This window comes from Pseudooceanicola sp. HF7 (genome assembly GCF_011806405.1).
Lineage (GTDB): Bacteria > Pseudomonadota > Alphaproteobacteria > Rhodobacterales > Rhodobacteraceae > Pseudooceanicola.
In genome coordinates, this window is record NZ_JAATOW010000010.1 from 76,201 (window position 1) to 100,232 (window position 24,032).

General features: G+C 65.9%; 22 protein-coding genes. 13 read left to right on the forward strand and 9 right to left on the reverse strand.

Annotated elements, in window-relative coordinates:
* Window positions 1-323 precede the first annotated feature (323 nt).
* The 12 genes from HCZ97_RS07965 to HCZ97_RS08020 all read left to right on the forward strand — a co-directional run bounded on the left by HCZ97_RS07965 (window position 324) and on the right by HCZ97_RS08020 (window position 14,363).
* Window positions 324-1,118: a cyclase family protein gene (locus HCZ97_RS07965; RefSeq protein ID WP_167688168.1), complete on the forward strand. Its 795-nt coding sequence runs from the start codon at window positions 324-326 to the stop codon at window positions 1,116-1,118.
* 10 nt (window positions 1,119-1,128) lie between these two features.
* A complete protein-coding gene (locus HCZ97_RS07970) occupies window positions 1,129-2,694 on the forward strand; it encodes an NAD(P)/FAD-dependent oxidoreductase (RefSeq protein WP_167688169.1) in 1,566 nt (521 codons plus the stop codon).
* Window positions 2,691-3,137 carry a MarR family winged helix-turn-helix transcriptional regulator gene (locus tag HCZ97_RS07975; RefSeq protein WP_167688170.1) on the forward strand — a complete coding sequence of 149 codons (447 nt, stop codon included), beginning with the start codon at window positions 2,691-2,693 and terminating at the stop codon, window positions 3,135-3,137. Before HCZ97_RS07970 ends, HCZ97_RS07975 begins: the two co-directional genes overlap by 4 nt.
* Window positions 3,138-3,200: 63 nt before the next feature.
* On the forward strand, window positions 3,201-3,788 hold the full coding sequence (locus tag HCZ97_RS07980) for a VOC family protein (RefSeq protein ID WP_167688171.1): 588 nt from the start codon (window positions 3,201-3,203) through the stop codon (window positions 3,786-3,788).
* Window positions 3,789-3,811: 23 nt separating this feature from the next.
* Window positions 3,812-5,956, forward strand: coding sequence for an indolepyruvate ferredoxin oxidoreductase subunit alpha (locus HCZ97_RS07985; RefSeq protein ID WP_167688172.1), 2,145 nt, complete (start codon window positions 3,812-3,814; stop codon window positions 5,954-5,956).
* Between the two features lie 16 nt (window positions 5,957-5,972).
* Window positions 5,973-7,520 (forward strand): indolepyruvate oxidoreductase subunit beta family protein, encoded by a 1,548-nt coding sequence (locus HCZ97_RS07990; RefSeq protein WP_167688223.1) that lies wholly within the window; start codon window positions 5,973-5,975, stop codon window positions 7,518-7,520.
* 3 nt (window positions 7,521-7,523) lie between these two features.
* The gene (locus tag HCZ97_RS07995) at window positions 7,524-9,068 is read left to right on the forward strand and encodes an NAD(P)/FAD-dependent oxidoreductase (protein ID WP_167688173.1); all 1,545 of its coding nucleotides are present in this window, start codon (window positions 7,524-7,526) and stop codon (window positions 9,066-9,068) included.
* Between the two features lie 132 nt (window positions 9,069-9,200).
* Window positions 9,201-10,739, forward strand: a complete 1,539-nt coding sequence (locus HCZ97_RS08000) for an ABC transporter substrate-binding protein (RefSeq protein WP_167688174.1) — start codon at window positions 9,201-9,203, stop codon at window positions 10,737-10,739.
* A 64-nt stretch (window positions 10,740-10,803) separates the two neighbouring features.
* Entirely contained in the window at window positions 10,804-11,811 is a 1,008-nt protein-coding gene (locus HCZ97_RS08005; protein WP_167688175.1) for an ABC transporter permease, read from the forward strand.
* Complete coding sequence (locus HCZ97_RS08010) at window positions 11,804-12,667, forward strand: ABC transporter permease (protein WP_167688176.1); 864 nt, start codon at window positions 11,804-11,806, stop codon at window positions 12,665-12,667. Before HCZ97_RS08005 ends, HCZ97_RS08010 begins: the two co-directional genes overlap by 8 nt.
* Window positions 12,664-13,560 carry an ABC transporter ATP-binding protein gene (locus HCZ97_RS08015; RefSeq protein ID WP_167688177.1) on the forward strand — a complete coding sequence of 299 codons (897 nt, stop codon included), beginning with the start codon at window positions 12,664-12,666 and terminating at the stop codon, window positions 13,558-13,560. Before HCZ97_RS08010 ends, HCZ97_RS08015 begins: the two co-directional genes overlap by 4 nt.
* Complete coding sequence (locus HCZ97_RS08020; RefSeq protein ID WP_167688178.1) at window positions 13,557-14,363, forward strand: ABC transporter ATP-binding protein; 807 nt, start codon at window positions 13,557-13,559, stop codon at window positions 14,361-14,363. Before HCZ97_RS08015 ends, HCZ97_RS08020 begins: the two co-directional genes overlap by 4 nt.
* Window positions 14,364-14,397: 34 nt before the next feature.
* Here HCZ97_RS08020 and HCZ97_RS08025 read toward each other — a convergent pair whose 3' ends face one another.
* From HCZ97_RS08025 to HCZ97_RS08035, 3 genes are read right to left on the reverse strand one after another with little or no spacing between them, the layout of a single operon-like run.
* Window positions 14,398-14,913: a flavin reductase family protein gene (locus HCZ97_RS08025; protein ID WP_167688179.1), complete on the reverse strand. Its 516-nt coding sequence runs from the start codon at window positions 14,911-14,913 to the stop codon at window positions 14,398-14,400.
* Window positions 14,910-15,830, reverse strand: a complete 921-nt coding sequence (locus HCZ97_RS08030; RefSeq protein ID WP_167688180.1) for a LysR family transcriptional regulator — start codon at window positions 15,828-15,830, stop codon at window positions 14,910-14,912. The genes HCZ97_RS08025 and HCZ97_RS08030 overlap by 4 nt, the downstream gene beginning before the upstream one ends.
* 22 nt (window positions 15,831-15,852) lie before the next feature.
* Window positions 15,853-17,043 carry an acyl-CoA dehydrogenase family protein gene (locus HCZ97_RS08035; protein WP_167688181.1) on the reverse strand — a complete coding sequence of 397 codons (1,191 nt, stop codon included), beginning with the start codon at window positions 17,041-17,043 and terminating at the stop codon, window positions 15,853-15,855.
* An 801-nt stretch (window positions 17,044-17,844) separates the two neighbouring features.
* Between HCZ97_RS08035 and HCZ97_RS08040 the strand changes: the two genes are divergently transcribed.
* A complete protein-coding gene (locus HCZ97_RS08040; protein WP_217701746.1) occupies window positions 17,845-18,441 on the forward strand; it encodes a flavin reductase family protein in 597 nt (198 codons plus the stop codon).
* Window positions 18,442-18,482: 41 nt separating this feature from the next.
* Here HCZ97_RS08040 and HCZ97_RS08045 read toward each other — a convergent pair whose 3' ends face one another.
* From HCZ97_RS08045 to HCZ97_RS08070, 6 genes are all read right to left on the reverse strand, one after another.
* Window positions 18,483-18,776 carry a CcdB family protein gene (locus HCZ97_RS08045; protein ID WP_254871416.1) on the reverse strand — a complete coding sequence of 98 codons (294 nt, stop codon included), beginning with the start codon at window positions 18,774-18,776 and terminating at the stop codon, window positions 18,483-18,485.
* Complete coding sequence (locus tag HCZ97_RS08050; RefSeq protein WP_254871417.1) at window positions 18,776-19,036, reverse strand: type II toxin-antitoxin system CcdA family antitoxin; 261 nt, start codon at window positions 19,034-19,036, stop codon at window positions 18,776-18,778. Before HCZ97_RS08050 ends, HCZ97_RS08045 begins: the two co-directional genes overlap by 1 nt.
* Window positions 19,037-19,169: 133 nt before the next feature.
* The gene (locus HCZ97_RS08055) at window positions 19,170-19,973 is read right to left on the reverse strand and encodes a cyclase family protein (RefSeq protein ID WP_167688182.1); all 804 of its coding nucleotides are present in this window, start codon (window positions 19,971-19,973) and stop codon (window positions 19,170-19,172) included.
* Window positions 19,970-21,229, reverse strand: a complete 1,260-nt coding sequence (locus tag HCZ97_RS08060; protein WP_167688183.1) for an SDR family NAD(P)-dependent oxidoreductase — start codon at window positions 21,227-21,229, stop codon at window positions 19,970-19,972. The genes HCZ97_RS08055 and HCZ97_RS08060 overlap by 4 nt, the downstream gene beginning before the upstream one ends.
* Window positions 21,226-22,407: a thiolase family protein gene (locus HCZ97_RS08065; protein WP_167688184.1), complete on the reverse strand. Its 1,182-nt coding sequence runs from the start codon at window positions 22,405-22,407 to the stop codon at window positions 21,226-21,228. The genes HCZ97_RS08060 and HCZ97_RS08065 overlap by 4 nt, the downstream gene beginning before the upstream one ends.
* Entirely contained in the window at window positions 22,407-24,032 is a 1,626-nt protein-coding gene (locus HCZ97_RS08070; protein WP_217701747.1) for an ATP-dependent acyl-CoA ligase, read from the reverse strand. Before HCZ97_RS08070 ends, HCZ97_RS08065 begins: the two co-directional genes overlap by 1 nt.

Consider the following 24,032-nt stretch of genomic DNA (forward strand, 5'->3'; position numbering starts at 1 on the left):
CAAGAATGTTTTAAATCTAAAGTACCGTCGAGACGATCTTCTTGATGGCTCATGTTAACGCGGCAGAAAAGCCGCGGTGCCGTGCCCAGAATCATGCCATTCCTTCGCCTTAACACAGCCGCCCATCACCTAGAGTTTTCTAATAGCCTCGGTGCCCTTTTCGCAACCAAGTCCAGTTTTTGTGCATTCGAAGCTGAACGACAGTCGCCCAGCTAAAAAATATTTTTTTTGCACATTAATTCACTTTGAACTTGAAGAATTACGGTACATGCATTTGCATATCTCTCAGAGACCACACCACTTCCAACAGGAGAGGACGCAAGATGAGCGCTCAGGATACTCTGGCCCAGCTGGCCACTTCGCTGCTCGACGGTTCGATCAAGGTCGTCGATTGCACGGCCCCCCTCGGCCCCGACACCCCGCTGCTGAAACTGCCGGATGAGATCGCCGACCAGACTCCGCCGATCGAGATCCACAAGATCTCCGAATATGGTGATCGCGGCCCCTTCTGGGCCTGGAACTGGCTGAAGCTGGGCGAACACTCCGGCACCCACTACGACGCGCCGCACCACTGGGTGACGGGCAAGGATTTCCCCGACGGCTCCGTCGACACCATCGCCCCGCAGAACTTCGTCGCCCCGGCGAACGTGCTCGATTTCTCCAAGGAAGCGGCTGAAAATCCCGGCTTCCTGCTGACCGTCGATCACGTCAAGGCCTGGGAAGCCGAGCACGGCGAGATCAAGGAAGGCGAATGGGTTCTCTTCCGCACCGACTGGGACCAGTTCAACACCGATGAAGAGAAGTTCCTGAACGACAAGGGCGAAGGCCCCGTAACTCCCGGCCCGACGGCCGAGGTCATCATTTACCTGATGGAAGAGAAGAAGGCGCTTGGCTGGGGCTCCCAGTGCATCGGCACCGACGCTGGCGCCGCCGGCGGCTTCGAAATCCCCTTCCCCGCCCACAACCTGCTGCACAAGCACAACAAGTACGGCCTGGCCTCTCTGACCAACCTCAGCGAACTGCCGGCCAAGGGCGCCGTCCTGGTCACCGCACCGCTGAAGATCGTCAAAGGCACCGGCTCTCCGATCCGCGCCCTGGCGCTCGTGCCCGGCGCATAAGGACCTGACCATGACCGCATCCGCAGATATCGCCATCGTCGGCTCCGGCATCAACGCGCTGGCCGCCGGCGCCATGCTGGCCCGATCCGGCAAACGCGTCGCCGTCTTCGAACGCGCGCCGATCGCCGGTGGCTGCATGCGGTCCGAAACACTGGCCGAGGGGGTCACCTACGATCCCCTCGCCACCACCTTCGTGCTTTGGGTTACCGGGGCCGCGCATGGCGCGCTGGCCGACGATCTTGCACGGCACGGGGTCGAATTTTGTGGCACCGACACGCCCACGGGCGTGCTGCTGCCGGATGGCCGCGCGCTGACCTACCGGATGGACCGCGCGGCGAATGTCGCGGCTTTCGATGCCGAAGCGCCGGGGGACGGCGGCCAGCTTGCCGCCGACCTGGACGCTTTCGCAGCGGATGCCGAATTGCTGTTCGGCCTGATGGGCGGGGATCCCTGGTCCCGCTCGACAGTCAAGCTGCTTGGCAAGGAGGCCTGGAAGCGCAAGCCGCGCGGCCTGGCCACCACCATGGGCGGCGCTCTGCAAAGCATGCGCGGCTGGCTCGAAACCTCTTTCAACGGTGAACTCAACCGGGCGCTCTGGGCGCCTTGGTGCCTGCACGCGGGTCTTGGCCCGGAAGCCTCTTTCTCCGGCCAGATGGGCCAGGTCATCGGCTTCGCGCTTGAGGCCGCCGGTGCCCCCGTGGTCAAGGGCGGCGCGGCCAACATGGTGCGCGGCCTGACCGCCATCATCGAAGAACACGGCGGCGAGGTGCGCTGCAACGCAGAGGTCGCAGAGATCACCCGTGACGGCAATCGCGCCACCGGCCTGCGCCTGACCTCGGGCGAAAAGATCACGGCACCGACCGTGCTGGCCTCGGTCACGCCCAACCAGCTTTACGAAGACCTGGCCCCCGCGCCGGAACGCAAGGACGACCTGCGCAAATACAAGTACGGCAAGGGAAACTTCCAGCTTCACTACCTTCTGAAAGGCCCGGTCAACTGGAAGACGGAAGGGCTTGAGAACGTCCAGCTTCTGCACCTGACCCCGGGTCTTGATGGTGTCTCCAAGGCCGGCAACGAGGCCGAGCGCGGTATGCTGCCAGAGGTGCCGACGATCTGCGTGGGCCAGCCCTGCGCCGCCGATCCCAGCCGCGCGCCCGAGGGGCAGACGGTGCTCTGGCTGCAAATGCCCGAGGCCCCGCGCCACGTGAAAGGCGATGCCGCCGGGCAGATCGATGTGCCCGCGGACGGCCAATGGACCCAGGACCTGCGCGAAGCCTATGCCGACCGGATCGAGGCGATCCTGGCGAGCCATATCAAGGACTTCTCAGAACGCGTCGTCACCCGGCGCGCGATCTCTCCGGCCGATCTTGAAGCCTACAACATCAACCTTGTCGGCGGCGATCCCTACGGTGGGGCCTGCTCGCTTGAGCAGTTCTTCCTCTGGCGGCCCTTCGCGGACAGCGTGCGCCATGACACCGGGCTGAAGGGGCTGTACCATATCGGTGCCTCCACCCATCCGGGCCCCGGCCTGGCGGGCGGCTCCGGCTTCCTGGTGGCCAAGGAACTGGGCGCATGATCGACCGCCCCGAAGAGCTTGAGGAATTCACCCCCTACCTGATGAACCGCATTATCGCGCGGTACAACAAGGGGGTTGAATCCGCGCTGAAGGAGGCTGGCGTCTCCGTAGCGCAGATGCGCGCGCTGGCCGTGCTGACCGAAGGCGGCCCCTGCACGATCGGCGAGCTTTCGGTGCTGACGGTCATCAAGCAATCCACGCTCTCGCGCACCCTCGACACGATGGAACGCGCGGGCCTCATCCTGCGCCAAGCGCAGGACGGGGACAGCCGCTATCGCATGATCAGCCTGACCCCCGAAGGACAGGCCGCCTACGAAGCCGCCTGGCCGGCCATGCTGGGGATGCGGGACACGATGCTCAAGGCCCTGAGCCCGCAAGAGCAGGAAGAGCTCAACCGGATGTTGCTGAGCATTTTCTACGACATCCGCCACCACGATTTCTGACCCGGGTCCCAACCGGGGTTTCCGACGCCGACTGCCAAGTCGATCGCCAACAAGGACAGCTACATGAAACGTGCACTCCTTATCGCTTCCATCGCCTGCCTGCCTGCCCTCGCGCAGGCCGAACCGCTTCCCGGCATGCGGGGCGTCGACCATATCGGGCTGACCGTCCCGGACCTGGACCAGGCCGTGACCTTTTTCGGGGATGTTCTGGGCTGCACGGAAACCACCGGTTTCGGCCCGCTCTCGGATCCCGAGGGGACCTTCATGCAGGACCTGCTGGGCGTGGATCCGAAAGCCGTGATCGAACAGGTCACGCTGATGCGCTGCGGCTTCGGCGCCAACCTGGAGCTGTTCCAGTACAGCGCGCCCGACCAGCAGACCATCACCCAGAAGAACAGCGATATCGGGGCCTACCATATCGCGGTCTACGTCGATGATATCGACGCCGCCGTCGCCTACTTCGACGCGAACGGCGTGAAGCACAACTGGGGTCCCCTCCCCGTCACCGATGGCCCGACCGCGGGTCAGCAGATCATCTACTTCTACGCCCCCTGGGGGCTGCAGATGGAAGCCATCACCTATCCTGACGGCATGGCCTACGAAGGCGACTCGGACACTGTCCTGTGGTCGCCCAAAGCCCCTGCCGAATAACCCTATCATCCAGGAGACCACCCATGGCAGAACGTTCTTTCGCCAAGGAAGTCCAGAAACTCAAAAAGGGTGAGGGCGAGACCTTCACCGGTGAGGGTATCCTTGCCATCACCAAGGCCCTGCTCGAAAACGGCGTGGGCTACGTGGGGGGCTACCAGGGCTCTCCCATTTCCCACCTCATGGACGTGCTGGCCGATGCCCAGGAAATCCTGGGCGAGCTGGGCGTGCACTTCGAGGCCTCGGCCTCTGAAGCCACCGCAACGGCGATGCTGGCCGCCTCCGTGCATTACCCGATCCGGGGTGCCGTGACCTACAAGTCCGTCGTCGGCACCAACGTGGCCTCTGACGCGCTGTCGAACCTCGCCTCCGGCGGTGTCACCGGCGGCGCGCTGATCATCGTCGGGGAAGACTACGGCGAAGGCTCCTCCATCATGCAGGAGCGCACCTATGCCTTCGCGATGAAAAGCCAGGTCTGGATGCTGGATCCCCGGCCCAACCTGCCTTCCATCGTCAAGGCCGTGGGCGACGGCTTCGAGCTTTCTGAGGCCACCAACACGCCGATCATGCTGCAGGTCGGCATCCGCTCCTGCCACGTGCACGGCCATTTCACGGCCTCGGACAACAAGCGCCCCGCGCAGACGGTCTCCGACGCGCTGGAAAACCCCAAGCGGAAGCTGGACCGGATCGTCCTGCCCCCCGCGACCTACCTGCACGAAGCCGAGAAGCTGACCAAGCGCAAGCCCGCGGCCGAGCAGTTCATCCTGGATCGCGGCATCAACGAACGCTTCGGCCAGTCCTCCTCCAAGGTCGGCCTGATCATCCAGGGCGGCACCTACAACACCGTCATCCGGGCGCTGAACCGCCTGGGCCTGGCCGATCTTTACGGCGAGACGGATATCGACATCCTCTGTCTCAACTGCGTCTACCCGCTGGTTGAAACCCAGATCCTCGATTTCTGCGACGGCAAGGATGCCGTGCTGATCGTCGAGGAAGGCCACCCCAACTACGTCGAACAGCAGATCGCCCACATGCTTTACCAGAAGGGCAAATCGGTGAAGCTGGAAGGCAAGGGCAAGCTGCCCATGGGCGGCGAATACACCGGCCAGGTCATGGTCGACGGGCTGGGCGCCTTCTTCTCCGAACATGCGCCGGGCCTTCTGCCGGTGGCCAAGGTTGCCACCAACGAGGAACCGATCGCCATCCCCGACCTGTCGGACACCCTTCCGGCCCGCCCGCCGGGGTTCTGCACCGGCTGCCCGGAGCGCCCGATCTTCGCCGCCACCAAGCTGGTCGAGGAAGAGCTGGGGGAACACCACATCTCCTCCGACATCGGCTGCCACCTGTTCTCCATCATGCCACCCTTCGACCTGGGCGCGACGACCATGGGCTATGGCCTGGGCCCGGCCTCTGCCGCCGCCTTCCATAACGAGGACAAGAAGGGCCGCCGCTCGATCTCCTTCGTCGGGGATGGCGGGTTCTGGCACAACGGCCTGACCTCTTCCGTGGGCAACGCGGTCTTCAACAAGTCCGACAACGTCATCGTCATCGTCGACAACTTCTACTCGGCAGCGACCGGCGGTCAGGACATCCTGTCCTCTCGGGCGGACAACAAGACCAAGCAGACCCAGAACTCCATCGTGGATGCCTGCAAGGGCATGGGCGTGAAGTGGATCCGCCAGATCGACCGCACCTATGACGTAACCAAGGTCCGCGACACGCTGAAAGAGGCCCTGACCACCGAAGAAGAAGGTCCCAAGGTCATCGTCGCCTCGTCCGAATGCATGCTGAACAAGCAGCGCCGGGTGAAGCCGCAGCTGGCCAAGGCCGCCAAGGAAGGCAAGCGCGTCATCCGGCCCCGCTTCGGCGTGGACGAAGACGTCTGCACCGGCGATCACGCCTGCATGCGCCTGTCCGGTTGCCCGTCGCTCTCCGTGAAGGACACCGGCGATCCCCTGCGCGACGATCCGGTTGCCGCCATCGACCAGACCTGCGTCGGCTGTGGCAACTGTGGCGAGGTGGCCGATGCCGCCGTGCTCTGCCCGTCCTTCTACCAGGCAGAGATCGTCTCCAACCCGACCGATGGCGAGAAGCGCCGCGCTTCGCGCGCCAACAAGGTCATCTCCTGGCTGCAAACCCGCCGTGACGCCAAGCGCGTCGCCTTCGCCTGAGGACACGCCCATGAACATGCCAGTCCAGCAACCGATCATCGCCCGCCGCTCCCCCGGTCCTGACGGGGAAAAGGTCATCACCCTTGCCGCTCTCGCCGTCGGCGGGCAGGGCGGCGGCGTCCTGACCAACTGGATCGTCGCCGTGGCCGAGGCCAACGGCTACCGCGCGCAATCCACCTCTGTCGCCGGGGTCGCACAGCGGACCGGCGCCACGATCTACTACGTCGAGATGTGCCGCGACACCGGCCGTATGCCGGTCTTCGCCCTGTCGCCCTCCATCGGGGACGTGGACATCCTGATGGCCTCCGAGCTGATGGAAGGCGGCCGTGCGATCATGCGCGGCTTCGTCACCCCCGGCCGCACCACCCTGATCGCCTCCACCCACCGGATTGCGGCGGTGTCGGAAAAGGTCGCGCCCGGTGACGGCCGCGCCAACAGCGCAGAGGTGATCGAAGCCATGGGGATCGCGGCGGACCATACCGTCGCCTTCGACATGGAGACCGTCGCCAAGGAAGCCGGCTCCGTCATCTCCTCCTCCCTGCTGGGGGCGCTTGCGGGCTCCGGTGCCCTGCCCTTCCCGCGGGAAAGCTACGAAGAGGTGATCCGCGCCTCCGGTCGCGGCGTCGAAGCCTCGCTGCGCAGCTTCGGCGCGGCCTATGACATCGCCACCGGTGCCTCCCCCGCACCCGAGGCCCCCGAAGCCCCGGTCAAACCGGTGCCCGTGCTCAACGTGCCCAAGAAGCTGAAGGCGGACTGGGACAAGGTCGAAGCGCGCGTGGCCGCCCTGCCTGCCGAAGTGCAGGAAATGGCCGGCCTGGGCATCAAGAAGGTCGTCGATTACCAGGACGTCGCCTATGGCGCGCAGTACCTCGACATGGTCGAACAGGTGCTGGCCCTGGACGAAGCCCCCTATGACATGACGATCGCCGCGGCCAAGTATTGTTCCCGCGCGCTCTGCTACGATGACCTGCCCCGCGTGGCGGACATCAAGACGCGGGCCTCCCGCTTCGACCGGGTCCGCGACGAGGTCGTCGTCAAGGATGACCAGCTGATGATGCTGACGGAATACTTCCACCCCCGTTACGAGGAATTCGCCGCCTCCATGCCCAGGGGTCTGGGCCGCTGGCTTCAGAAGCGCAAGGGGCTGGAAGCCTTCTATGGCAAGCACTTCGACAAGGGCCGCCGCATTCGCACCGACTCCCTCAGCGGCTTCCTGATGCTCTGGGTGGTCTCTTCCCTGCGTCCGATCCGCCGCCGCCTGCTGCGCCATGAATCCGAAATGGCCCATGTGGACACCTGGTTCTCCAAGGTTCTGGAAACGGCCAAGACGGACCGCGCCCTGGCCGCAGAGGTTCTGGCCAACTACCGGCTGATCAAGGGCTATTCGGACACCCACGTCCGCGGCCATTCCAAGTTCGCCAAGGTGATGTCGGCGCTCGACATGCTGAAGGGGCGAGAAGATGCCGCCGACTGGATGCGCCGCCTGCGCACCGCCGCGCTGGATGACGTCGAAGGAGAGAAGCTGGACGGGGCCCTTGCCACCGTGCGCAGCTTCGCGGCGTAACCCATGGCAGATCCGATCCTCATCATCGGCGCCGGGATCAACGGCCTTGTCGCGGCGGCGGACCTTGCCGCGCGGGGCCACAAGGTGCGGGTTCTTGAACGCGGCCCCACCCCCGGTGGCGCCGTGCGCACCGAAGAGCTGACGCTGCCGGGCTTCCGGCACGACGTGGCAGCCATGAACCTGTCGATGTTCGCCGGCTCCGCCTTCATGGCGAAACACGGCGAAGAGATGGCGAAGCACGGGATGGACTTCGTGCCCATCGACCGCCCCTTCGCCCAGGCCATGGAGCCCGGCGATTACATCGGCGTCAGCACAGACGTCGAAGAGACCCTGGCCACCTTCGCCTCAGAAGCCGACAAGACCACCTGGCGGGACCTGATGCAGGCCTTCCCGGCCCGCGTGGGCACCATCGGCGGGCTGCTTGGCACGCCGATGCGCCGCGGCGCGCTGGCGAAGTTCCTGTGGAAGACCTGGCGCGGGCTGGGCACGGCGGAAAGCCTTGAGACCGCGCGCTTCCTCATGACCTCGCCCCGCGACTGGCTGGAAGACACCTTCGAGGATCCCCGCCTGCGCACCGCGCTCTCCACCTGGGGGATGCACCTGGACTTCGCGCCCGATATCGCCGGTGGCGCCATCTTCCCCTACCTGGAAGCCATGGGCGGCCAGGCCATGGGCATGGTGATCGGCAAGGGCGGCGCGGATGCCGCCACCAAGGCGCTTGTCTCCATGATCGAAGCCCATGGTGGCACCGTCGAGTGCAACTGCGAGGTCGAAGAGATCCTGCATGCGGGCGGCAAGGTCACCGGCCTGCGGCTGGCGGGCGAAACGATCAAGGCATCGACCGTCTTCGCGGGACTTGCCCCGAAACACCTGCTGCGCCTGATCGGCCGGTCCGGTGATGCGCGCTTTGACACCGGCATGAAGAAATTCCGCCATGCGCCGGGCACCATGATGCTGCACTTGGCGCTGGATGGTCCGGTGCCGTGGAAGGCCCAGGAACTGGGCAAGTTCGCCTATGTCCACGTGGGTCGCTCCATCGACACAGCGGCGCGCACCTATGCCCAGGCACGGGCCGGCCTGCTGCCCGATACGCCGCTCCTGGTCGTCGGCCAGCCCTCCGTCTTCGATCCGACCCGCGCGCCCGATGGCAAGCAGACCCTCTGGGTTCAGGCCCGCGTCGTGCCCGCAGAGATCGCCGGCGACGCCAAGGCAGAAATCACGGCCACCACCTGGGACGAGGCCAAGGAACCGATGACAGAGCGGATCCTGTCGCTGATCGAGGAACAGGCCCCCGGCCTGCGCGGTCGCATTCTTGGGGCCAAGGCGGTCTCTCCGCTCGACCTCGAAGCGGAAAATCCCAACCTCGTCGGAGGCGACCAGATCTGCGGCTCGCATCACCTGACGCAGAACTTCCTGTTCCGCCCCCTGCGCGGCTTTGCCGATGGCAGCACCCCGATCAAGGGTCTGAACATGATCGGCGCAGCCTGCTGGCCGGGTGCCGGCACCGGGGCCGGCTCAGGCTTCTTCGCCGCAGAGACCATAAAATAAACAGGGACCGTGAAGTTTATCCAACGGAACCCTGCGTTTTAGCTTTAACTGTGAACCTTTTAAGCTCAAACTAAATTCGAAAGACGAAGTCCGGCGAACCGGACCGCTACACACCAACAGGAGTCTTGGCACATGAAAGAACTCAGCACTCTCAGCCGGCGCGGCTTTCTAGGCGCTTCGGCCGCCCTTTCGGCCTTGCTTGTCTCCGGCGTCCCGACGCTGGCGCAAGATGGCAGCAACCTGACCATCGCCTACAACCTTCCGGTCCAAAGCTGGGATCCCACCACGGGTCCCGCGGCCGTGAACCCGGCGCTGCAATCGGTCTACCTGGCCGTCTTCGACCGTTTCATCGGCCAGGCGCCCGACCTGTCCTTCGAACCCGGCCTGCTGACCGACTGGAGCTTCAGCGAGGACAAGTCCACCATCACCATGACCGTCCGTGAGGGCGTGAAATGGCACAATGGCGCGGATCTGACCCCGGAAGACGTCGTCTGGTCCCTGAAACGCGCGGCGAACCCGGAAACCGGCAACCCGATGCAGTTCGTCTGGGGCAAGATCGGCAACTTCGCGATCGACGGCCAGGTGATCACCGCCGACGTGATGGAATTCGAACCCGCGCTCTTCAAGTGGATGGCCTTCCTGACCGCCTTCGTCCTGCCCAAGGCATATTACGAGGAAGTCGGCCCCGAGGGCTTCGAGAACGCCCCCGTCGGCACCGGCCCCTACATGGTCGACGCCTTCGAACAGGGCGCCTATGTTCGCCTCAAGGCCTTCCCCGACTACTGGGGTGACGCGCCCGAGTTCGAGACCGTGACGATCAAGTTCGTGACCGATTCCGCCTCCCGCGTGGCAGAGATCGAATCCGGCAACTCCGATATCACCACGAACATCCCCTACGAAGAATACGACCGCCTGATCGCCAAGGACGGCCTGTCCGGCGAAGCGGTGCCGATCACCGACATCGGCATGATCTTCCTCAACGATATCGACGTGATGACCGACAAGAACGTGCGTCTTGCGGCCCACCACGCCATCGACAAGCAGCTGATCATCGACCGCCTGCTGCGCGGCTACGGCGTGCCGATCTCCACGCTGGAAGCACCGGGTTACGCGGCTTACGACGACAGCATCGTTGTGGAATACGACCCCGAGCTCTCCAAGGAACTGCTGGCGGAGTCCGGCTATTCCACCGACAACCCGGTCAAGTTCACCATCCAGACGACCCGCGGCTTCAAGCCCAAGGATTACGAGATGATCCAGGCCATCGTCGGCATGTGGCGCAAGGTCGGCATCGAGGCAGAGATCGAGGTCTACGAGATCGCCAAGCACTACGAGCTGCGCGCGACCGATACCCTGGCACCGGCGGCCTTCTACAACTGGGGAAACTCCATCGGGGATCCCTCGACCTCCACCGGGTTCTCCATGTTCGGCCCCTCGCCCCACGCGGTCTGGGATACCCAGGACCTGATCGACAAGATCGGCCCCCTCTTCGTCGAACCCGACGAGGAAAAGCGGATCCAGGGCTACAAGGACGTATCGAAATACATCGCGGAAGAGGGCTACGTGATCCCGCTGCTGCAATACGTGATGCCGATCGTCTATGCCTCTGACCTCTCGGTCACGCCCTATACCTCCGGCGACCTGCTGCCGCAGGCTGTCTCCAAGTCCTGATACCCGCCGTCAGGCTGGCCCGGTCCGCCCCTTCGGACCGGGCCCCAGAATTCCCGAGGATCCCATGCTGCTCAGAACCGTTCTGATCCGGTTGCTGACCACGGCCATCACCCTGTTCGGTGTGGCCGTCGTTGTCTTTACGCTTGTCCGCGTTGCCCCCGGCAACCCCATTGCCATGATGCTTCCCCCCGGTGCCACCGAACAGGACATCGCCAATCTCACCGCGCTTTACGGCTTTGACAAAAGCCTGCCACACCAGTTCGTCATCTGGCTGAGCGGCGTGGTGCAGGGGGACTTCGGAACCTCGATCACCCTGCGCCGCCCGGTGTCGGAACTGGTGCTAAGCCGCCTGCCCGCCACGCTTGAGCTTTCGGTCATGGCGCTGTTCATCGCCGTTGCGCTTGGCGGCTTCGTGGCCGTGCTTGGCGCACGCCGCCGCAATTCCGCGACCGAGGTCGGGCTGGACCTGTCCAGCGGCGCGGTGCTCTCGATCCCGGATTTCCTCTGGGGTCTGATCTTCGTGCTGCTCTTCGGGGTGCTCTGGCCGGTGCTGTCGATCTCCGGCCGCATCGATCCCCGGATCGAGTTCGATTTCACCACCAACTATTACGTGCTGGAGGGGCTGCTGCGCGGGCGTTTCGATGTCGTCGGCTCCACCCTTGGGCACATGCTGATGCCGGCCATGTCGCTGGCACTGCCCTTGGCGGCCATGATCGCCCAGCTTCTCAAGCAGAACCTGAAGGAAGAGCTGCTGAAGGATTACACCACCCTGACCCGGGTGCGCGGCTTCACCGAAACCGCCGTGATCCTGCGCGAGGCGCTGCGCAACGCCGCACTGCCCACGCTGGCGCTGGTGGGGGTGCAGTTCACCTTCCTGATCGGCGGCACCGTGATCGTCGAACGGCTGTTTGCCTACGAAGGCCTTGGCAATATGGCCATCGACGCGGTGATCAACCGGGACCTGCCGCTGATCCAGGGTATCGTGATGCTCTTCGCCGCGCTCTTCATCGTGATCAACCTTGCCGTCGATCTCTCCTACACCCTTCTGAACCCGAGGCTCCGTCATGGCTGATGTCACCGCCTCCCCCCGCAGTCGCGCTGGCCAGGGCCTGAACCTGCGCCTCTGGCTGCCGCTGACCTGGATCGTGATCCTGATCTGCGCGGCCGTCTTCGCGCCGCTGGTCGCCCCGCAGGACCCGCTGATGCAGGACCTGATGATGGAGCGCCTGCCCCCCTTCTTCATGGACGGCTCCGAACCCGGTTTCTGGCTGGGCACGGACAGCCTGGGCCGCGACGTGCTGTCCCGGATGATCTACGGCGCCCGCATCGCGCTCTTCGTCAGCGTCATCGCGGCGACCACCACCTGCCTCTTCGGCTCTGCCCTTGGCCTGCTGGCCGGCTATTACGGCGGCTGGTGGGATCGCGTGATCTCGCGTCTGGTCGATATCTGGATGGCCTTCCCGCCGGTGCTGTTCGCCGTGCTGCTGGTGGCCGTCATGGGTACCGGCCTCACCTCGGTCATTGCCGCCATCGCCCTGATCGACTGGACCCGCTTCGCGCGTGTCATCCGGGCAGAGACCATGGTTCAGGCGCGCATGGACTACGTTGACAGCGCCCGCATCGGCGGCGCGCGCCGCCTGGCCACGCTGGTCACCGAAATCCTGCCCAACGTGCTGCCCACCATCATCGCCCTGCTGATGCTGGAAATGGGCATCGCCATCATCGTCGAGGCGATCCTGAGCTTCGTGAACCTCTCGATTTCCTCCGACGACCCCACCTGGGGCTCGATGATCGCCGAGGGGCGCGGTGCCATCCACTTTGCCTGGTGGGTGCTGCTGTTCCCGCTGATCGCGCTGTTCTTCAGCGTGCTCAGCTTCTCAACCCTGGGCGAAGGCCTGAAGAAACGTTTCGATCCGGTGCTGCAATGAGCCAACAGACACAACACCGCCACGCGCTGGAGATCATCAACCTCTCCATCGCGCTGCCCAATGGCGTCCGCCTGCTGCGCGACGTCTCCCTGAAGCTGGAACCGGGCGAGGTCCGCGCGCTGGTGGGCGAAAGCGGCGCGGGCAAGTCGATGATCGGCAAGACCGTGCTTGGCATCCTGCCCGACACGCTGAAGATCACCCAGGGTGAGATCATCCTGGAAGGTCAGCACCTGAACATGATGACCCCCTGGACCCGCCGCAAGACGGTGGCCGAGATCACGGCGCTGATCCCTCAGGATCCGCTGACGGCGCTGAACCCGCTGCGCAAGATCGGTCCGCAGATCGTCGATCCGCTGATCCGTATCCGCGGCTGGGAAAAGGACCGCGCCCGGGCCCGCGCGCTGGAACTGCTGGAGCGCGTGCACATCCGCGCGCCCGAACGGGTGATGCAAAGCTACCCGCATGAGCTTTCCGGCGGGATGCGCCAGCGGATCCTCATCGCGGCAGCCTTCGCGCCCTCGCCCCGGCTGATCGTCGCGGATGAACCCACCACCGCGCTCGACGTGACCGTGCAGAAGGAAATCCTGAAGCTGATCCGCGAGCTGCAGAAGGAAACCGGCACCGCCGTCCTCTTCGTGACCCACGACATGGGCGTGGTTGCCAAGATCTCCCAGCAGGTGACGGTGCTCTTTGCCGGCAAGGTGATGGAAGACGCCCCCACGCGGGAGGTCTTCACCAACCCGGCCCATCCCTATACCCGCGCGCTGATCGCCGCGACGCCCAGCTCGGCTGACCTTGATCGGCCGTTCAGCCCCGTCCCCACGGAGCTGATCGCAGAGCTGCACGCCCAGGTCGCCCGGGACGATGCCCTTTGGCAGGGAAAGAAACGATGACTGCGCTGTTCTCCATCCGTGACCTGCACCTGTCCTTCCCGGACCGGGGCAACAAGCCGCTCTTCGGCCCCGCCCCCCGGATCGAGGTGCTGAAAGGCCTGACGCTGGACATCCCCGAGGGCCGGATCACCGGAATCGTGGGTGAATCCGGATCGGGCAAATCCACCTTCGGGCGGGTGCTCGTGCGGCTGCTCGATCCCGATTCCGGCCAGGTGCTCTTTGACGGCAAGGATATCGCCACCCTGGATGAAGAGGCGATCCTGCCCCTGCGCCGCGATCTGCAGATGATCTTCCAGGACCCGATGTCCTCTCTCAACCCGCGCCACCGGGTCTGGCGGCTGATCGCCCAGCCGCTCAAGCGCTACGGGCGCGGTGGCACCAAGGCACAGGCGACAGAGGCCCTGGCCCGCGTCGGCCTGCCCGCCGCCTTCGCCGATCGCTACCCGCACCAGCTGTCCGGTGGCCAGCGTCAGCGCGTCGGCATCGCCCGCGCCATCGCGCTTGAGCCGCGCTTCATCCTGGCGGATGAGATCGTCTCGGGCCTCGATGTCTCAAGCCAGGCTCAGGTGCTGATGCTGCTCAAGCAGCTGGCAGAAGAAATGGGGCTGACGGTCGCTTTCATCAGCCACGACCTCTCGGTGATCCGTCACCTCTGCGACAACGTGGTGGTGCTGAACCACGGAGAGATCGTGGACGCCGGCCCCGTGGCCGAGGTCTTCGAGAATCCGCAATCCGAGGTGACCCGGAAACTGCTGTCGGCCATCCCCTTGCCGGAGATGGATGACGATTGGTTCAACGATTGAACCTTCGGGGCTGCCCCAGGCAGCCCCGGGCGGATCACTCCGCCGCCAGCGCGTGGAACCTGGAGCGCGCATAGACCAGTGCGCCGCGTTCCGGGGCCAGCCGCACATCCGTGATCTTGCCGATGAAGACCCGGTGACTGCCGTTCAGGCTGTCGCTGGTGACCTCGCAGGCGATGGAGGCCAGGGCAGAGCCAAGCCGCGGCAGGCCGGATCCACAGGTCTCCCAGGCGCCCTCGCGGAACTTCTCCGCACCGCGCGCGCCCTTTGCACCGGCGAAATGCAGGGCAAGCCCCTCGGCCTCGTCAGACAATAGTTGAACGCTGAACTTTCCGGTCTCACGGATCGCGGCGCAGGTCTCTGTGCCGGCGTTCACGCAGACCAGCAGGCTGGGCGGGCTGTCCGTCAGCGAACAGACGGCGGTTGCGGTCAGGCCGCGCCGGGCCGCGCCCTCTCCGGCGGTGATCAGGGTCACCGCGCCGGGGAATAGCCCCATGGCCTCGCGGAACTGCTCACGCGTGATGGTCGCGTCGGAAAGGCTGTCGTTGGTCATACTGACATCTCCACTGTTTCGGCCAGCAACCCGTGCAACCAGGTCAGGCCGGGGTCGGAGGCAAAGCTCTCGTGGACCCAGAAGTTCACATCGAAACCGGACACGTCGAAGGGCAGTTCGGCAAACCCGAACTCGCCATGCCGGTTCATCAGCGCGCAGACCGAATGCGGAAAGAGCGCAACGAAATCAGTGCGCCGGATGATCTCCGGCACGATGGTGAAGTGATCGACCTGGGCGACGACCCGGTAGGGCACGCCCAGTTCGGCAATCCGTTCCCGCGCCATGCGGTAGCCGGTGGCATCCTGCCCGACGTCCAGGAAGGACAGGCCGGCAAAGCTGGCCGGCGTCCAGTCCTGCCCGCACAGGGGATGACCCGCGCGGAACAGGCAGATGATCCGGTCCTTCATCACCGGCCAGCCCTGGCAGCTGGTCTCAAGCAGGCGCGGCTGGTAGCCGATGGCCGCATCCACCTGCCCCGTGCGCAGGGCAGAGGCGATCGTGTCGGGCGGCACCCGGGTGGACTGGACCCGAACGCCCGGCGCCACCTTCTGAAGGGCCGCCAGCAGGCGCGGCAGGATGACGAATTCGCCGGTGTCGGTCATGGCCACGCGGAACTGGCGTTCCGCCGTGGCCGGATCAAACCGGGTTGTCGCCTGCATGGTATCCGCCACCAGCCGCAGCGCCTCCTCGAAAGAGGCGCGCAGGGTGACGGCCATCTGCGTGGGCTCCATCCCGTTGCCGGAGCGCACGAAAAGCGGATCGTCGAATTCGTCGCGCAGGCGGCGCAGGGCATGGCTGACGGCGGGCTGGGTCAGGCCCAGCCGACCGGCAGCCTGGGTCAGGTTGCCGCTTTCCCAGACCGCAAGGAAGACCTTGATCAGGTTCAGGTCGAACCTCAGAAGGGTCTTGTTGTCCATGCGCCCTGCCCCTTTTCCCGGCTCAGGGGTAGCCGCGCGGCGCGTCCAGCCCCGCCAGCACCCGGCCCGCGCTTTCCATGGTCATTTCGGTGACGGCAGCGTGCTGCGTCACGACCATGGCATCGCGCAGGTGGCGCTGCATCGGGCTTTTCTTGCTGATCACGCCCATGCCGGCAATCCGGTAGGCCTGCTGGACCACTTCGGCACCCTTGAGGGCCGCGGTGGTGGCGCTCAGGCGCAGCATGTTGACCTGGTCAAGCGGCACCGGGTCACCCTTCATCAGGCTGTCCCATGCCTCTTCGGCGGCCTCGTAGAAGAAGGCGCGGATGGAGCGCAGCTTGGCTTCGCATTCCGCGATGCCGGTCAGGAAATAGGGGCGGTCGCACAGGCGCGCATGACCCACGTTGATCTTGGCCGCGCCGGAGACGGACTTGGCGTATTCGATGGCCGCCCGGGCCAGGCCCAGGTTGCAGGCCGCGTGGACCTGCGCCTGGTAGGCCATGGCGGGGTACTTGTAGAGCGGCTCGTCGATCACGCCCGGCGCGCCGCGTTCGCAGATCCACATGTCGGCGTAGAACTTGTCCTTGACCGTGGTGTCGTGGCTGCCGGTGCCCTGCATGCCCGAGACTTCCCAGGTCTCAATGATGTCAACCTCTTGCGCGGGGGCGACGGCCATCATGACGGTGGGCGTATCCTCTCCGCCCTGGGGCGCACCGGCGATGCCGACACCGATCCAGTCAGCGCCCATGCAACCAGAGGCGAACTTCCAGCGGCCCGAGACATTCCAGCCGCCCTCGACCCGCGTGGCCTCCTGCACCGGGTGCAGACCGCCGGCAAAGACCTGGTCGGGACCATCGGCGTACATCACCGCCTGGGCCTCTTCGCAGAGTGCCGCGGTATAGGTATTGGCCGACCCGAAGGCCGAGACCCATGCAGCGGAGCCATCGACGGTGCCGATCTTGTCGACCATCTTCAGGAAATGATGCGGCGCCATGGCGTCACCGCCGAATTTCTTCGGCGTGGCAGAGCGGAAGATCCTGGCCTTTTTCATGAGGTCGATCACGTCGCGGGGGACATGGCGCAGGGTTTCGAACTCATCCCGGCGGGCTTCCAGAACCTCGAGAAGATGGGTGAATTCCGGAGTCTCGGTCAGGCGGGAGAAATCAACCGTCTCAGCCGGGGCGCCGGTCAAGGCCTTGTCTACATGGGTCATGATGCGTTCCTTTATCCTGAGACCATCCTGACCGCAGAGGGGCACATTCCGGAAATTCATATTTATTATCCTCATCATGCAGCGGATTCATTCGCGCTGGCAAGGGGGGCGAGGGTTTTCGGGAGGATTCTCTAGAGCCCTGAAATATAAGGGATTCAGGTGCGGTGGAGTGCCCGTGCAAATCGGCGCTGGCCCCTGAGAACCCGCCAGAAAAATCCCCGGACCCGCTCCAAATTTGGGCGGTTTTGCAGAAGAGCGGCAGGCCCACGGTGCTCTTTGGCGGGCGGTGTGGGCTTGCTGGGCCGGGGACTCCCGGCTTGGGCGGGGGCCGCAAGGCGCGCTGTCCGAGGGGGTCCTGGGGCCGCGGAAAGGGCCTGGAATGGCCGTCGGTGCGGCGTCTGTTTTGCGTCGGTATCACGTCGGTATTGCGCCGGTGCGCGGCGAACGGGGTGTTAGGCTTGTGTTAAGTGCTGGCGGGGGGCTTTGCCCCCCACGAAACTGGGGGGCTCGATGCCCCCCGGTTTCGTTCCCCCCAGAGTTTTTCGGCAAGAAGAAAGGCGGGGGCCGCGTGATTGGGGATTTCCCGGAGGGGGTCTTGAGGAGCAGGCAAAGGGGCTCTACCAAGGGCGGGCGTCGCGGGTGCGCAGGTCCCGGCCCTGCTGTTGCGGCCGTTCAAAATGGGGCTGGTGCCTGGGATCGTCCGGCTGCGGTTCTTGTGGGCCTCTTGCCCGCCCCCTGTGTGCCCGGTTCGCGCCTGCCCGGATCTTCGCGTTTCTCTGACTGCCCTGAAGGACCCCTCTCTTGGATCACACCTATTACGATTTCGCCGCCTTCGAACCGGTTGAGCGCTACAGGATCATGGCCAATGCGATCACCCCGCGGCCCATCGCCTTTATCACCACGCGCAGTGCGGCCGGCGTGGCCAATGCCGCGCCCTTTTCCTTCTTCGGGCTGCTCAGCCACGATCCGGCCACGCTGGCCGTGGGGATCGAGCCGCGCCTGGATGGGCGGCGCAAGGATACGGCGCAGAACATCCTGGAGACCGGGGTTTTCACCGTGCATATCGCCGATGTGGCCCTGGCCGCCCAGATGGATGCCTGCGGCGCCCCGGTGGAGCCGGATGTCGATGAGCTGAGCCTGTCCGGCCTGCCGGTGACATCCGGGCAGAACATCGACGTGCCGCGCATCCTGACGGCGCCGCTGGCGATGGAGTGCCGCCTGCATTCCTCGATCGAGCTGGGGCCGGCACGGGACGTGATCATCGGCTCCATCCTGGGGCTTTTCGTGCGCAGCACGGCCGTGGATGCCGACGGGCGCTTCATCCAGCAGGAGCTGGACGTGATCACCCGCGTCGGTGGGGGCGCCTATGCCACCAGCCGCGACCTGTTCAGCGTTTAGGATTTTTTCCGGCTGCGCGATGCAGGGCGTGCCGGGCAGGCCTAGAAGCCGGAGAAGACCATGTCGAGCGCGCCGCGGATCTCGTAATCCTGCGCGCTGAGGTCGGCCAGGGGCGCGGATTTCAGCAGGTGGCCGGGCACGGCCGCCATTTCGGCCGTATGCAGGACATGGGCCTGTCCCGCGACCTGCAGGATCGGCTCAAGCCGGGTGAAGGGCCGGGGGCCCTCCCCTTCGGGGATCAGGGGCGCGACAACCCTTGTGCCGGTCTCCATCAGGTCCGCCTGCAGGTCGAGGACAAGCTGGCCACCGGGCAGGCGGTAGACATGGAATTGCATCAGTCGGTCTTCAGCACCTGGTAGGCCGCCAGCGGCGTGCCATTGGCGGCGATCCAGTCCCGGCGTTCCCTGAGCGCAGCGGCGTTTTCCGCCGCCCAGCTTTCTGCCGCGGCCTCGCGCACGGCCCGGGCCAGCGCCGCTTCGCTGATGGCAGAGACATTCAGGTTCAGCGCCCGCGCCTGCGTCAGCGTGCGGGCATCCACGGTGATATTGGTGCGTTGCTTTTCGGCGCTGCGGGTCGTGGGGGTCATCGTGGTCATTGGGGGGGCACTCCTTGCCGGTGCCCGAAATATACACACTTTGAGTGTGCAGGGCAATGGACATGGCAGAGGGTGCTGGCAGGGGGGGGGCTGGCAGAGGGCAGCCGGTCAGCCGCCCTCTGCCAATCAGGCCTCAGCCGGCGCGCGGCACCAGCGCCAGTACGCGCAGGGGGCTGCCCGTGCCGTTGCGGATCTTGAGCGGCGCGGCCAGCAGCATCGCGCCCCGGGGCGGCAGCAGGTCCAGGTTGGCGAGGCATTGCAGCCCGTAGCGCCCGGCCCCGTGCAGGATGTGGTGCGCGGGATAGGGCGGCGTGTAATGCGACCCCTGCCCGGCGTCCGTCCCCACGGTTTCGGTGCCAAAGCCGCGAATGCCGCGCTCATGCACCAGCAGCTCCACCGCCGCAGGCACCGGGCCCGGGGAATGGGGGCCATCGTCCTTCATGTTCAGGTAGGCCTCTCCGCGCCGCCGGGACCAGTCGGTCCGCATCAGCACCCAGGAATCCTTCGGAATGCGGCCATGGGTGGCTTCCCAGTCCAGGATCACCTGCGGCGTCAGCTCGAAATCCTCGTCCGCGGCGGCGCCTTCGGAGCAGTCGATCACGCAGACCGGACCGACGAAGCGTTCCGGCGCGATCTCATCCACGGCACCATTGGGCACGTCGCGGCCGCTGATCCAGTGGGAGGGCGCATCGAAATGGGTGCCGGTATGTTCCGAGCAGGTGAAATTGTGCCATTTCCACGCCGGGCCCCGGTGATCGTAGGCCGAGATTTCCTCCATCCGGAAGCGCGCGCATTGGCCGAATTCCGGCGGCAGGACGATGACCGGGAAATCCGGGTCCAGCGTATGGGTCAGGTCGACCACGTCCACGTCGCCGCTGACCAGTGCGGTGGCCAGATCTGCCAGCATGGCGGTTGCCCCCTGTGCGTCTTCGGTCATGCGTCACCTCCACCCATGCGGGTCAATTCGTATTCCAGTACTTTCGGATCCTCGCGCCAGCGCGCCAGCATGTCCTTGGCCACATCGCCCACGGCGACCTCTTCCAGCCCGCCGCGCAGACCGGAGATCACGGCGCGTGCCAGGGCCTTGGGCTGGACCTTGGGCGGTGGCAGCGGCTGGTGCCAGGCATCCTCGGTCGGGCCGCTGAAGACGTTCATCACCCGCAGCCCGCCGCCGTGCACCTCGGCCCGCAGGGCCTGGGAGAGCGACAGCGCCGCCGCTTGCGAGGCCGCGAAGGGGCCGATCTGGGGCAGGTTGGACAGCGCATGGACCGACAGCAGGTTGACCCAGGCCACGGCGTTATTGACCCCGTCGGCCCCGCGCCCGGCCATCGCCGGACCAAAGACCTGGGCCAGGCGCATCAGGCCGAAGTAGTTCACTTCCATCTCGTCGCGGGCAAAGGTCACGTCGCCGCGCGCGAACAGCCCGCCGGGCCGGATGAAGCGGGCATTGTTGACCAGGATATCCGTCTTGCCGCCGATCTGGCCGGCCAGCTCCTGGACTGAGCGGGTGTCGGTCACGTCCAGCGGCAGGATCTCCACCCCCTCCAGCGCGGAAAGGGCGGCGCGTTCGGCGTGGCCGCGCCATTGCTCGGATTCACCCATGAAGACCTTTGTGGCCCCGGCGTCGAGGAAGGCCTTGGCCAGGGCCAGGGCATCGGGCGCACGGGCATCGGTGATCAGCACCCGGCGGTGCCGGGGATCGCATGTCATTTCGCGCAGGATCTTGTCATCCTCCATGTTGGGGGTCGCGCGGGGCGGCATGGCCACCAGCACGCCCTGCCCGGCCCGGTCCAGCCGCGCGGTCATCCGCACGGGCCCGGCCTGTTCCACGTCGCCATGCAGGTAGGCCATGACAGAGACGCCGACCGCAAGGCGCACGGTGCCGATCCGCCAGTCGCCGCGTTCGCGGAAATAGGGCGCGGTGGAGACGCGCACGGTGCTTTCGGCGATCACCTGGCCGTTGGGATCGGTGTCCTGCCAGCGCAGGTCGCCGGACAGGCATTTCCCGCAGGCATCGCGCGGCGGATATTGCACAGCGCCGCACTCGCCGCAGTGCTGCAGCATGAAGCGCCCCTCTGCCGCCGCCGCCGTCAGGCCAAGCGCGGCGCGGCTGCGCGGCACCGGCGGCAGGGTCGGCACCGGGGTGCGCAGCTGCGGGTTCTTCTTGCCGGGTCTCTCGATCGGAACGCTCATGCGCCTTCCCCTGTCAGAATGGCCGCGCCGGTGCACAGCCCTCGGTCATAGTTGATCATCCCGAAGCCCGAGACCATGGCCTGTTTCGCCCCCGCCACCTGGGTCGGACCGGCCTGGCCGGTCACCTGGCGGATCGCCTCGACAATCCCGATAAAGCCGCCGGCCGCACCGGGCTGTCCGCCCGAAAGCTGCCCGCCAGAGGTGTTATGCGGGAAATCGCCTTTGATCGTCAGGTCATGGGCGCGCAGGAATTCCGGCCCCTCGCCCTTGCCGCAGAAGCCCAGGTCCTCGATCTGCATCACGCAGATGACCGGGTAATCGTCATAGGTCTGAAGCAGGTCGATCTGCTCCGGCCGCGTGCCGGCCATCTGGTAAAGCTCGTCGACATCCATGGCCCAGCCGCCGCGATCCTGGATCGGATCCTCGGGGAAGGCATTGTGGCGCTCGATCGCGCCGGTCAGGCGGGCGAAGGGAATGCCCTGGGCCTGCGCATCCTCTTCGCGCATCACCAGGAAGGCCTCTGACCCCGCGCAGGGCATGACGCAATCAAACAGCGCGATCGGATCAGAGATCATCCGCGCGTTCATGTATTGCTCCATCGTCAGCGGAGTCTTCATCAGCGCGTTGGGATTGCGCAGGGCATTGTCCCGCTGGGACACGCAGATGCGCCCGAAATCCTCGCGCTGCGCGCCATGGGCGGTCATGTAGTGATCCGTCAGCAGCGCGAAGCAGCTGTTCGGCCCGCCCGCGCCATAGGGATAGCTAGCATCCTGGGCAAAGCGGGAAAAGCCCGACAGGCTGCGGCGGAAACTGTCCACGTGATTGGCATCGCCCGCCACGCAGGCCACGACATCCGCATCACCGGCCTGGACCGCCCGCGCGGCGCGGCGCAGACCGACCAGCCCCGCAGCACCGCCCATGGGAATGTGATCCAGCCAGCGCGGGGTAAGCCCCAGGTGCTGGGTCAGCCCCACCGCGCTGTCCGGCCCAAGCGAGAAACTGGTGACGGAGAAACCGTCCACGTCCCCAGGTGTCAGCCCGGCGGCCTTCAGGGAGTTGCGCAGCGCCCCGGCGATCCACCAATGGGCGGTCTTCGTGGAGAACCGCTCATAGGCCATGCCTGCCGGCGCGGCCAGGACCACGCCGTCATAGCCCTGCCGCTTGCGTCGCCCGGCCATCAGCCTGCCACCTTCGGGCGCGCGGGGGCGCCATTGCGCGCCACCACGTAACCGGCCTTGTCCCGGTCCCAGGTCTGCGGGCCGACGCCCTGTTCGCGCAGCGGGAACTTGGTCACCTTGCCATTGGCGGTGGTCGGCAGGGCCTCCACGAAATCCAGGAAGCGCGGCACGGCGAAATAGGGCATCCGGGGGGTGCAGTGATCCAGCAGCGCCTCCGGCGTCAGGCTCTTGCCCGGCTTGAGGACCACGGCGGCCATCACCTCGTCCTCGGCCAGTTCGGAGCGCACGGGGAAGGCGGCGGCATTGGCCACATCGGGATGGCTGACCAGCACCTGCTCCACCTCGAAGGAAGAGATATTCTCGCCCCGGCGGCGGATCGCGTCCTTCATGCGATCCAGGAAGCGGAAGTAGCCATCGGGCTCCTGCACTACGCGGTCGCCGCTGTGGAACCAGAGGTTCTGCCAGGCCTCGACCGTCTTTTCGGGCATGCCGAAATAGCCGGTGGAAAAGGCATTGGCCTCATCCGCGCGCAGCAACAGTTCGCCGGCCTCGCCCGGGGGCACGGGCTGGTCGTTTTCATCCACGACGCGCGCCTCGAAGCCGGGGCGCAGCTTGCCCATCATGCCGTTGCGCTGCTCATCGGGCGTGGCGCCGATGACAAAGTTGGTCTCTGTCGCGCCGTAGCCGTCCACCAGCCCGATGCCGAACCTTTCGCGGAAACTGTCGAACATGTCGCCGGGCGTGGCCGGGGCCAGGGCGATGCGGCAGCGGTGGGTCCGGGTTTCCGGCCCCTCGGCGCGGGCCATCAGCATCGGGACCATGGCGCCCAGCAGGTAGGTCACCGTCGCCTTGTGCTTGTCGAGCGCGGCAAAGTAGTTCGACACGGAGAAGCGCGGCTCGATCACCACGGTGGCGCCGGTCAGCAGGGCCTGGAAGCAGGTGTTCATGGCATTGGTGTGGAACAGCGGCAGCGATGTCAGCAGCACGTCATCCGCGGTCACGCCCAGCAGGGCGGCGGTGTGATAGCCCCACCAGAAGAACTGCGCATGGGGGCAGCAGACCCCCTTCGAGGGCCCCGTGGTGCCGGAGGTGAAGAGGATCAGCAGCGTCTCGCTGGGCTGCACATCGGCGGCAGGCAGCGCCTCGCCCCCCTCGGGCAGCGGCTGGCGGATGCCGTCCGTTTCTTCGCCGTCGATCACCCAGATGGACTTCAGGTCCGGGGCGGTAACGGTATCCAGCGCCGGCAGCAGGTCCTTTTCGATCACCAGCAGGCAGGCGCCGCTGGTCTTCAGGATATGTTCGAACTGCATCCCGCGCGTGGCGGTATTGACCGGCACCGCGATGGCGCCCAGCCAGCCGCAGCCCAGCAGAAGGCGCAGGAACTCCGGCCGGTTGCCCGCCAGGATCGCCACGCGATCGCCGCGCTTGATCCCCGCTGCGGCCAGCGCCCCCGCCGTCTGCGCCGCGATCCGCATCGCATCGGCGCAGGTCCAGCTTTCCTGCCGGAACACGGCCAGCCGCCGGTCCGGGTGGGCCTGGGCCTGCTGGGTCAGCATCCCCGGCAAGGAGCGCGTCTCCGGCGGGAAGGTTTGCTTCAGGGCTTCTACGGAGTCGATCACTGTCAC